This is a genomic window from Pseudarthrobacter sp. P1, from assembly GCF_050156935.1.
In the GTDB taxonomy this organism is placed as follows: Bacteria; Actinomycetota; Actinomycetes; order Actinomycetales; family Micrococcaceae; genus Specibacter.
Genome location: NZ_CP189590.1, coordinates 1 through 7,798, shown reverse-complemented (window position 1 = coordinate 7,798; position 7,798 = coordinate 1). Strand labels below are relative to the sequence as shown.

Annotated in this window: 9 protein-coding genes; 5 read left to right on the top strand and 4 right to left on the bottom strand. The window is 65.6% G+C overall.

Annotated elements, in window-relative coordinates:
- The first annotated feature begins 640 nt into the window (after positions 1-640).
- The 3 genes from ACQCSX_RS23495 (at position 641) to ACQCSX_RS23485 (ending at position 2,821) form a co-directional block, all read left to right on the top strand.
- Positions 641-1,102, top strand: coding sequence for a plasmid mobilization protein (locus ACQCSX_RS23495; protein ID WP_427019551.1), 462 nt, complete (start codon positions 641-643; stop codon positions 1,100-1,102).
- Positions 1,099-1,836, top strand: a complete 738-nt coding sequence (locus ACQCSX_RS23490) for a relaxase/mobilization nuclease domain-containing protein (RefSeq protein WP_427019550.1) — start codon at positions 1,099-1,101, stop codon at positions 1,834-1,836. Before ACQCSX_RS23495 ends, ACQCSX_RS23490 begins: the two co-directional genes overlap by 4 nt.
- 271 nt (positions 1,837-2,107) lie before the next feature.
- Positions 2,108-2,821, top strand: a complete 714-nt coding sequence (locus ACQCSX_RS23485; protein WP_427019549.1) for a DUF2511 domain-containing protein — start codon at positions 2,108-2,110, stop codon at positions 2,819-2,821.
- 348 nt (positions 2,822-3,169) lie between these two features.
- Here ACQCSX_RS23485 and ACQCSX_RS23480 read toward each other — a convergent pair whose 3' ends face one another.
- The gene (locus tag ACQCSX_RS23480; protein ID WP_427019548.1) at positions 3,170-3,754 is read right to left on the bottom strand and encodes a hypothetical protein; all 585 of its coding nucleotides are present in this window, start codon (positions 3,752-3,754) and stop codon (positions 3,170-3,172) included.
- Positions 3,755-3,833: 79 nt separating this feature from the next.
- Here ACQCSX_RS23480 and ACQCSX_RS23475 point away from each other — a divergent pair, with 79 nt between their 5' ends.
- Together ACQCSX_RS23475 and ACQCSX_RS23470 are read left to right on the top strand one after the other, a co-directional pair.
- Positions 3,834-4,754, top strand: coding sequence for a tyrosine-type recombinase/integrase (locus ACQCSX_RS23475; protein ID WP_427019556.1), 921 nt, complete (start codon positions 3,834-3,836; stop codon positions 4,752-4,754).
- A 123-nt stretch (positions 4,755-4,877) separates the two neighbouring features.
- A complete protein-coding gene (locus ACQCSX_RS23470; RefSeq protein WP_427019555.1) occupies positions 4,878-5,474 on the top strand; it encodes a DNA-binding protein in 597 nt (198 codons plus the stop codon).
- A 577-nt stretch (positions 5,475-6,051) separates the two neighbouring features.
- Here ACQCSX_RS23470 and ACQCSX_RS23465 read toward each other — a convergent pair.
- Genes ACQCSX_RS23465 through ACQCSX_RS23455 form a run of 3 tightly spaced genes read right to left on the bottom strand, consistent with a single transcriptional unit; the run spans position 6,052 to position 7,369 of the window.
- Positions 6,052-6,252 carry a zinc finger domain-containing protein gene (locus tag ACQCSX_RS23465; RefSeq protein ID WP_427019554.1) on the bottom strand — a complete coding sequence of 67 codons (201 nt, stop codon included), beginning with the start codon at positions 6,250-6,252 and terminating at the stop codon, positions 6,052-6,054.
- The gene (locus ACQCSX_RS23460; protein ID WP_427019553.1) at positions 6,252-6,515 is read right to left on the bottom strand and encodes a sigma factor-like helix-turn-helix DNA-binding protein; all 264 of its coding nucleotides are present in this window, start codon (positions 6,513-6,515) and stop codon (positions 6,252-6,254) included. Before ACQCSX_RS23460 ends, ACQCSX_RS23465 begins: the two co-directional genes overlap by 1 nt.
- Positions 6,512-7,369 carry a replication initiation protein gene (locus tag ACQCSX_RS23455; RefSeq protein ID WP_427019552.1) on the bottom strand — a complete coding sequence of 286 codons (858 nt, stop codon included), beginning with the start codon at positions 7,367-7,369 and terminating at the stop codon, positions 6,512-6,514. The genes ACQCSX_RS23460 and ACQCSX_RS23455 overlap by 4 nt, the downstream gene beginning before the upstream one ends.
- Positions 7,370-7,798: the final 429 nt, after the last annotated feature.

Below are 7,798 nucleotides of genomic sequence, written 5' to 3'. Positions count from 1 at the left end.
ACGGCCTGGCCATTGAGGGCAATATTTGAGCACTGTTCCCCGTCAACATTCAGCGTCTCGCACAGGGGGAAGTGGGGCATCTCCTGAGCATACCGACCGGATACCAGGACGCTCCGATGGAGCCATGCGGCCTACCGAAGACCCGGCGGGCCAGCCCGGGGGAACCTCCCCCATCGGTCCGGTTGCAGACTTCCTGGTGCGGATCCCACTGCCGACCTCTTGGAGGATCGGTGGAGGTGAGCGGGGCCAGTTGACCTCTGCGGGAGGGTGCCGGCTGCACCCGTGATGAGTGGCTAGGCTGCCACCCCGGGATGCGGCAGCGGCCGGGTGGCAAATGCCTGTGGTGCGTTGGCGGCGGTTGGTCTGCGGGGCCCTCGGCCGGGCCCCGGGTGTGCCTGCGGCCCACGTTTTGGGTGGGTCCCGGGCTCGCAGACCTCCCCCGGGACCCACCCAAAACCCCTGCCCGCGGGTGGGTTCTGTTCCTCCGCTGTCGGACCACCCCCGGGCGATGCAAGGTATGATTGCCGTAACGCTACGGTCGCTGGGCGACCTTTTCGTTTCGGCAATCCCTTGCCCTGCGGGGCTGGCCACCGCTGCGCGGATGGCGGCTTCCTCGGGTTCCCCGTCGGAAGGTCTCGTCATGGCTGACTCGTCTAATTGGTTCCGTCGCCGGCTGCTGCCGGCGACCGTCATCGATCCGGTGCCGGCTGCTGCCGAGCCCGCTCCCGTCCCGCCTTCCGAGGGGCCGGTGGGCCCGCGCGGTGAGCGGACCAAAACCGTGGCCGTGCGGCTGACCCCGGATGAGCACGCGGTCTGGGTTGCGGCGGCCGCGGCAGAGGGACGTGGGCAGATGGGCCGATGGGTGCGCGAGACGGTCACAGAACGCCTGGAGAATCGGCCCGTTGCCGCCCCCGTCAGCCAGGCGCGTGAGATGAGAGCGGAATTGGCACGGATGGGATCGAACCTTAACCAGATCGCCAAGGCCCTGAACATTGCCGCTCTCGGGGGCGGCCCGGCACCGAGGACCGAGGACATCGCCCGGAATCTGGAGGCGGCGCGGGAGCTACTCGGGTCGGTCCGCGATGAGCTGAGGGGCCGATGATTGCCAAGATCACCCGGGGTGAACGGTCCGGGGATATCGCGGCTTACCTGCACGGCCCGGGCAAGGCCAACGAGCACAAATACATGGTCGGGAATGTGCGGCATTCCGGCGGGATGGTGATCGGCGGGAACCTGGGCCGGGAAGGCCACACCGACGGGGCACGCTGGGCCGCGGATCTGCGCGAGGCCGCCGGCACCCGGCCCGATATCGGCAAGCCGATCTGGCAGGTCTCGCTGCGTACCGCTCCCGGGGACCGGAGGCTCAGCGATGAGCAGTGGCGGGACGCGGCCACGATCATGGCTGAACGAATGGGCTACGAGGAACACCCCTGGGTGATGGTGCGCCACGGGGAAGACCACGTGCACATCGTGGTCAGCCGAGTCAGCGACACCGCAGAGGTTTGGCACGCACGACAGGACTTCCGGGCAGCCCAGAGCGCGGCCACCGCGCTGGAAAAGCACTTCGGTCTCATCCAGGCACCGCGCCAAAAAGCACCGGGACGGGCCAGAATCAGCCAAAAAACTGTGCGCGAACTGCAACAGGAAACCGCCCAAAAGCTCGCAGCAACACGGGCTGAAACCTTGGCGAAGGGACGGGAGATACAACGCCTGGTATCTCAAAGCTTCCCTACTAGGGCCGAGCTATCCCGGACCGGGCGGACACCCTCGTCCCATGCGCCCCAGACTGCCCCACGAGTAGGGAAAGAACCTCCGGAACGAGGATTGGGCCGTTAGTCCTTGCGCTTTTCCCAAGGTTGCAGTTCACTCACAGGGAGCGCCGGTCAGACCGGCGGGACTGGTACATCTCCGGGGGCATCGGATGGCCGCAACGCGCACAGGGGGATCATCACCTCACCCTGCAACGGTTTCGAGCGTCCCGTTCCTTAGAACCGGGACGCCACTGGTGGCACACACCTGGCCGACCCGGAAGCCGGTGTCGGACAAAGAACCAGTTGATGGCGTTCGACGCACCGATGGTCCGCACTCGCGTCGGTAGAGTGAGCCCATGATTGCTTCTCGGTACACAGCGCCGGCCTGTATCACCTTTGCCGGGCTGCTTCTCGCTGGCTGCGCAGCGCCCATGTCCCCGACAGCCGAGAGGACTTCAACGGTTTCGACATCAGCAGCTCCGGTCAGCACGCTGACTGATGCGGAGCGTGTGACCACGGCGGAGGCCGCAGTTCAGGCTGATCTTCCTGATGCGCCCATCTGGAAAGGCATGACCTTCAAAGGGGTCGTCGTTGACGAATCCGACATCTGCGTTGACCGCACCTGGGCGCCAGGAGGAGGTCCGGATAATCTCGGCGGGAACGCAGGGTACGTCGTAGTCAGCTTTCCCGCCGTCGCGCTCGACAAGCCCAAGGACGGAACCTGTGCAGGCTATGCACCAGCACAGGCAAAAGCTCCGGCCAAGGTTGAGGTGCCCGCTGCGGTAGCCAAAGATCCAGGTCTTCTTGTCAGCACCACTTTTGGAGATAAGTGGCCGCTGACAGTTCCTTACGTCGTTGCCCACTGTCAGGGCATCACGATAGCCGGCCGCCCCCTTCGGGTAGCCACCGTTGATGCTCCTGACGGCAAGACCTACGCAGCCAATGGCACAGCCAAGGATCACGGCAACTATCTCGACATTGATCCAATCTGGGCGCCGAATCCGGATGCTTCCGGCCTAAAAATCGACATCAGCCCAGTCACTGATGCCGCTCTTGCACTGTGCGGTTGACCTTCGCGGCTTCTCGGCTGCTGCCCTGGTTATTCGACGGTGCACAGGGGCATTTCAGCGGATAAAGGCACACGATAATGCCGGTTATCGTGGGGCCGCGGCCGTGGAACCCGGGCGGGCCGGCCCGGGCCTGACCCCCGGAGGCTGCGCGCGGCTGCGGGCGGGGTCACCGGCTGCCTCGGCTGGCTGGTTCGTGCCACGGGGCGGTGAAGGTGCCGCGTCCATGCAGCCCCGTGGCTTGCCGTGGGCCGCGGGCAGCGCCTAAGCTGATATTGCCCGCCATTGCGATGGATCGGGAAGAAGGCCCTTGAACCCCAGCCGGACGACTGGATCTCGGGCCTTTCGTTTTTAAAGCGATTCCGGTGTCTTGCTTTCAAGGATCAGGAATTCCTGCAGGGCGTCGTAGTACCAGCTGTCGCCTTTGTGCCTGGCGTTGATCGCGCCCAGGAAGATGTCCGGAAGCCACAGCAGCGGCTCTTCCCCGCCCCGGCAATGGTTGATCCTGAAGTCTGCGGACACGACCTTTTGGCTTCGGAGCGCGACGATATGCGCGAGGTCGTCCCTGTTCTGCGATGCCGTCCGCGCCTCGCAGGTCACGTCCCGGACGCCCATGCCCGCCAGTTCGTAGTAGATCGTTTCGAGGCACTTGCGCCGGAACCGCTCCGTCTTGCGCTGGCGGTGGCTTAGGTGGGTGACAACCGCCGTCATCGGGGCCATCTCGGAGATCGCGGCGACGATCTTGCGCTGGCGGGCTTCGCTCTCGTCCGTCCAATGGAGTTTGATCTGGCCCTTGAGCCTCAACGGAAGCAACTTCTCGCGGATCGCGTCGGCGTCCTGGACCGGGACCACCGCCGCGCACACCAGATACTCCTGGTGTTCCTCGGAACGGACGGCCGAGGACTCGTCGAGAAAGGCGGCATATTCAGGAGACATAGGTGTCCCCAAATCTATCGCACCGGGACCAACGAAACGGCCGACCAAACCCCGTGATACTGCCCGGTTAGGGTGGGGGATGCCTTCGGATCTCGTGCCCGTCCAGACCGCCCGTAACCGCAGCCTGCACGCCGGCGCCATCCTGGCGTGGGAGCTGGCGCAGACTTCACCCCACACACTGCGGGCCTACCGGCGTGACCTGGCCGACTTCATCGACTGGTGCGACCTGGCCAGGGCGGACCTGTTCATGATCAAGCGGCCTGCCGTGGACCTGTACCGGGGCACGCTGGCCGGGGAGCCGGCCACCGTGGCCCGTAAGCTGGCGGCACTGTCCAGCTTCTACCGCTACGCCGTCAGTGCTGAGAGGATCGCGGCCAATCCGGTGGAACTGGTGAAGCGCCCGAAAGTGGACGCGGACCACTCCGCTACCTCGGGGCTCACCGTTGCCCAAGTGAAGGCGCTGCTGGCCGCGGCCCGGGCGGACGGGCCGCGCTCCCACGCGCTGGTCTCGGTGCTGGTGTTTACCGGCGTCCGGCTGTCCGAGGCGCTGAACGCCAGCACGGCGGACTACGGGCACGACACCGGGCACCGGACGCTGGGCATCCGGCGCAAGGGCGGCACAGCAGCCAGGGTGGCCGTGCCGGCCCCGGCCGTGGAGGCGCTGGATGCCTACCTCGGGACCACGGGCCGTGAGCTGGCGGCAGGCACGGCAGGCGGGGTCCTGCCGGTCTTCACGACGGCCACGGGCAGGCGCTGGAATCCCTCCGAGGCGTTCCGCACCGTGCAGCGCCTGGCACGCGTTGCCGGGATCCAGGGGCAGATCAGTCCCCACTCGTTGCGGCACACGTTCGCCACCATCGCCCTGGACTCAGGGACCACCCTGCACGACCTCCAGGACAGCATGGGACACGCTGACCCGCGCACCACACGCCGCTATGACAGGGCGCGGAACACGCTGGCGAAGGCGGCGGGCTACGACGTGGCACGGGCGCTGGCCTGACGGACCCGGCGGGGAACGCCTGATCGCGGCGGCGGAAGTGGTAATAGTAGTAGGTAGTATTACTATTATTACCACTTACTGCTATCATTATTACTACTACCACTACTGCTACCAGGGGACGTCATGACGCAGAGCATCAAGGAACGGGTTTACGCCGCCGCCGAGCAGATCAGCCAGGACCGGACGCCTACGGTGTCGGCCGTGCGGGAGCTGGCCGCCGTCAGCATGGCTGACGCCTCCCGGCACCTGAAGGACTGGAAGGAGGAGCACGTCGCCGCCACGTCTCAGGTCGTGGCCACGCCGCCGGCCATCGTGGACCAGGCGGCAAAGCTGGCAGGGGCCGTATGGGCTGAAGCGTCCCGGCTGGCTACGGCGCAGCACGCCGAAGTGCAGGCCGCGTGGGAGGCCCGGAAAGCGGAGATGGAGAACGAGCTGGCCGAACTGGTTGATTCGGCCGACGCCAGCGACGCCGCCCACAAGGCAGAGAACGAACGTCTGGCCCGGGAGCTGGCGGCGGCCCAGGCCACCGCACAGACAGCAACAGAGACAGTCGAGGCATCGCGGCGGGAAACCGCCGACGCGGCCAAGGAAGTCAGTGAACTACGGGCGAAGCTGGCGGCGGCTGAAGCTACCGCCGCTACCCTCCAGGCCGCGCATGATGCGCTGGTGGCGCGGATCCCCCAGCCAGCGGCCCGGACCAGGAAGGCGACGGCTGACTAACGGCGGGACAGCAGGCGGCGCCAGGCAGGGACGGGCTTAGGCCCGTCCTTTGTCGTCTCCGGGGCCAGCGGTGCCGCTGTTGGCACCTGGTCCGCCGTGGATGGCACAGGTGCCGCCGGCGCCGCCTCTGTGGGCGGCGCCGGGGGTTCGGGATCCGCTGGAGCTGGAGTCTTTGAGGCTTCCAGCATCCGTAGGGCCATCGCTTGGGTTTGTATGACGCGCTCCCGTTCTGCGGCTACTGCCTCAGCCACGGCGGCGCGTTGCTCCGCCGCCGCAAGCTGTGCGCGGAGGGCGTCAAGCTCCCCCGTCAGGGTGTCAGAGGGGGCGTCATGTGACGGGGGTTCCGTCACCCTGTCCATGAGACCCAGGGTAATCAGGGCAGTGACGGGGATCTGCCATCCCCTGGCCGTTTCAGCCGCGCCAAGTTCCTTGAGTTCTCCACGTTTTCTGCGGAGCGTGGAGACTGAGACGCCGCACGCGCTAGCGGCCTCTGCAAGGCCCATCAGGGGGACGCCAGCGGGGGGCGTCGTGACGGCCTTCACCGGAGTTTGTGAAGGCTTCACGCTGGAGGGGGCAGTCACTTACAGGCCTGCTTGCTGGCTTGTGTGTGCGTGCGTGCCACATCACGGAGACCGCGCCCAGGGACCGATTGGAAACATGGCTGGCCCTTGCCAGCGCCGCACACTGGACACGGCGCGGTGTTCCGTTGTTTGGTCCGCTTGCGTGTGTGGATGATCCCGCCGCCCAGCGACGTGCCAGAGCTCCCCTTGTGTGCCATTAACTGGCCTGCTTCAGCTTGGCATGGTGAATGATCGTGCTCACGGTGCCAATGGAGATTCCCAACTCGTCGGCAATCTCGCGGTACTTCAGACCTTTGGCACGTAGGGCCATTACGTTCTCACGGCGTTCCGCCGCACGGGCTATGTATTCTTCCCGTGGCTCAGCAACGGCGGCGCGTATGCGGCGTGGTGAACAGCCCAGCAGTTCAGCCGCTTCCCGCGCTGTCACCTTCCGGCGTGCTGGTGTCCGTGCACCGCTCACAGTGCCATGCTCCTAATCAGTTCATCGGTGATGGTTTTCTCTGCGCTCCGTATGGCGGCGGTCGCCGCGCCGCCCTTGCGGCCGCGCTCCCTCTGCAACTTAGTGAATCCCTCAGCGGTGAGGTTGCGCCACGTCCAGCGGGACACAGAGCGGGCAAGGTGCCGAACCTCTGAGGTGGCCAAGGGAGTGGGAAACTCTTGGTTCACTGCCAGCGCGTATGCGTGGGTGACTTCTTCCCAAGCGGAAATGCCGCCGTCCCGGTGACGCAAGATAGCCCGGTAAGACCAAAGACGGACCCGGTTGAACAGCGTTACGTTCCGGGCCAGCCCGGAGGACTCAGCGGCCCTGCGGGGCAGGGCGTGGGGCAACCAGCCGGGGAGCTGGGTTGCCAGCTCCTTGAGTGTCCACAGGTGGTCATTTGTCCAGACTGTGTCCCAGTCATCATGGATGGGATTCTTGGTCATGAATCCGGCGTATCCCAGGTCAGCGCGTAGGGCGCTGACTAGGCCAGCTTCCACCCGTGCGACAAACCGCATGGGCTCCAGCCGTGCGTTGTCCGTGCGGCAGACGGGAGCTTTCAGCAGGTAGGCAACGTGGGCACGTCCCGAGGGGGACTGTGCCACGTAGTTAGGCGTGGGGACACCGTTCAGCTCCAGTGCCCGGCTGAGGGAGTCCTCATGGTCAAGGTCAATGACAATCTGAGCAGTCAACGCTGAGGGGTTGGCTTGGATGTAGCGGCGCTGTAGCGCCTCAGATCGGGTCTGCCGGTGCGGATACCGGCCCTTGTCGTGGTCAGTGGCCATGGGCCACTTCTGCCGGTAGGTTTCCAACCAGCGTTCCGCCGTCATCGTCATGGAACTGACGCTATCGGGAAAGTACAGATTCTTTAGGTAGGCACGACGGCCGAATCAGATATTGCAGGTTTTTCAGCTAGAACCAACTTCACCTACTCAGGCCCGCTCCGCTGGAGGCCAGGCGGTTCCCTCCCCTCTCTCCAGCTCCAGTCTGTGGGCCTCCTCGGGATTCCTCCATCTCCAGATGGTGTTAGCAATCTCCATCTCGCCCCTGAAGGCCTCCTCCTGTCGGCGGTAGAACGCCTTTGAGGACTCCGACTGTGGGTGCGGTGGCTTGGGTGCCCCCGCTGGCTTGGGCTTACGCGTGGGCTTGGCAGGCTGTGGGCTCCCATTGTGGCGGCGGCAATATCCTTTCCCACCTGTGGCGGTGCGGCATGCGGTCCCGTCAGGTTTGGCATAGCCGCATTGCCGGGACGGGTCATGGATATG

Bases quoted from the DNA above. Each gene is read 5' to 3' on its own strand.
- ACQCSX_RS23495 (WP_427019551.1), top strand. From the start codon at position 641: ATGGCTGACTCGTCTAATTGGTTCCGTCGCCGGCTGCTGCCGGCGACC.
- ACQCSX_RS23490 (WP_427019550.1), top strand. From the start codon at position 1,099: ATGATTGCCAAGATCACCCGGGGTGAACGGTCCGGGGATATCGCGGCT.
- ACQCSX_RS23485 (WP_427019549.1), top strand. From the start codon at position 2,108: ATGATTGCTTCTCGGTACACAGCGCCGGCCTGTATCACCTTTGCCGGG.
- ACQCSX_RS23480 (WP_427019548.1), bottom strand. From the start codon at position 3,754: ATGTCTCCTGAATATGCCGCCTTTCTCGACGAGTCCTCGGCCGTCCGT.
- ACQCSX_RS23475 (WP_427019556.1), top strand. From the start codon at position 3,834: ATGCCTTCGGATCTCGTGCCCGTCCAGACCGCCCGTAACCGCAGCCTG.
- ACQCSX_RS23470 (WP_427019555.1), top strand. From the start codon at position 4,878: ATGACGCAGAGCATCAAGGAACGGGTTTACGCCGCCGCCGAGCAGATC.
- ACQCSX_RS23465 (WP_427019554.1), bottom strand. From the start codon at position 6,252: ATGGCACACAAGGGGAGCTCTGGCACGTCGCTGGGCGGCGGGATCATC.
- ACQCSX_RS23455 (WP_427019552.1), bottom strand. From the start codon at position 7,369: ATGACGATGACGGCGGAACGCTGGTTGGAAACCTACCGGCAGAAGTGG.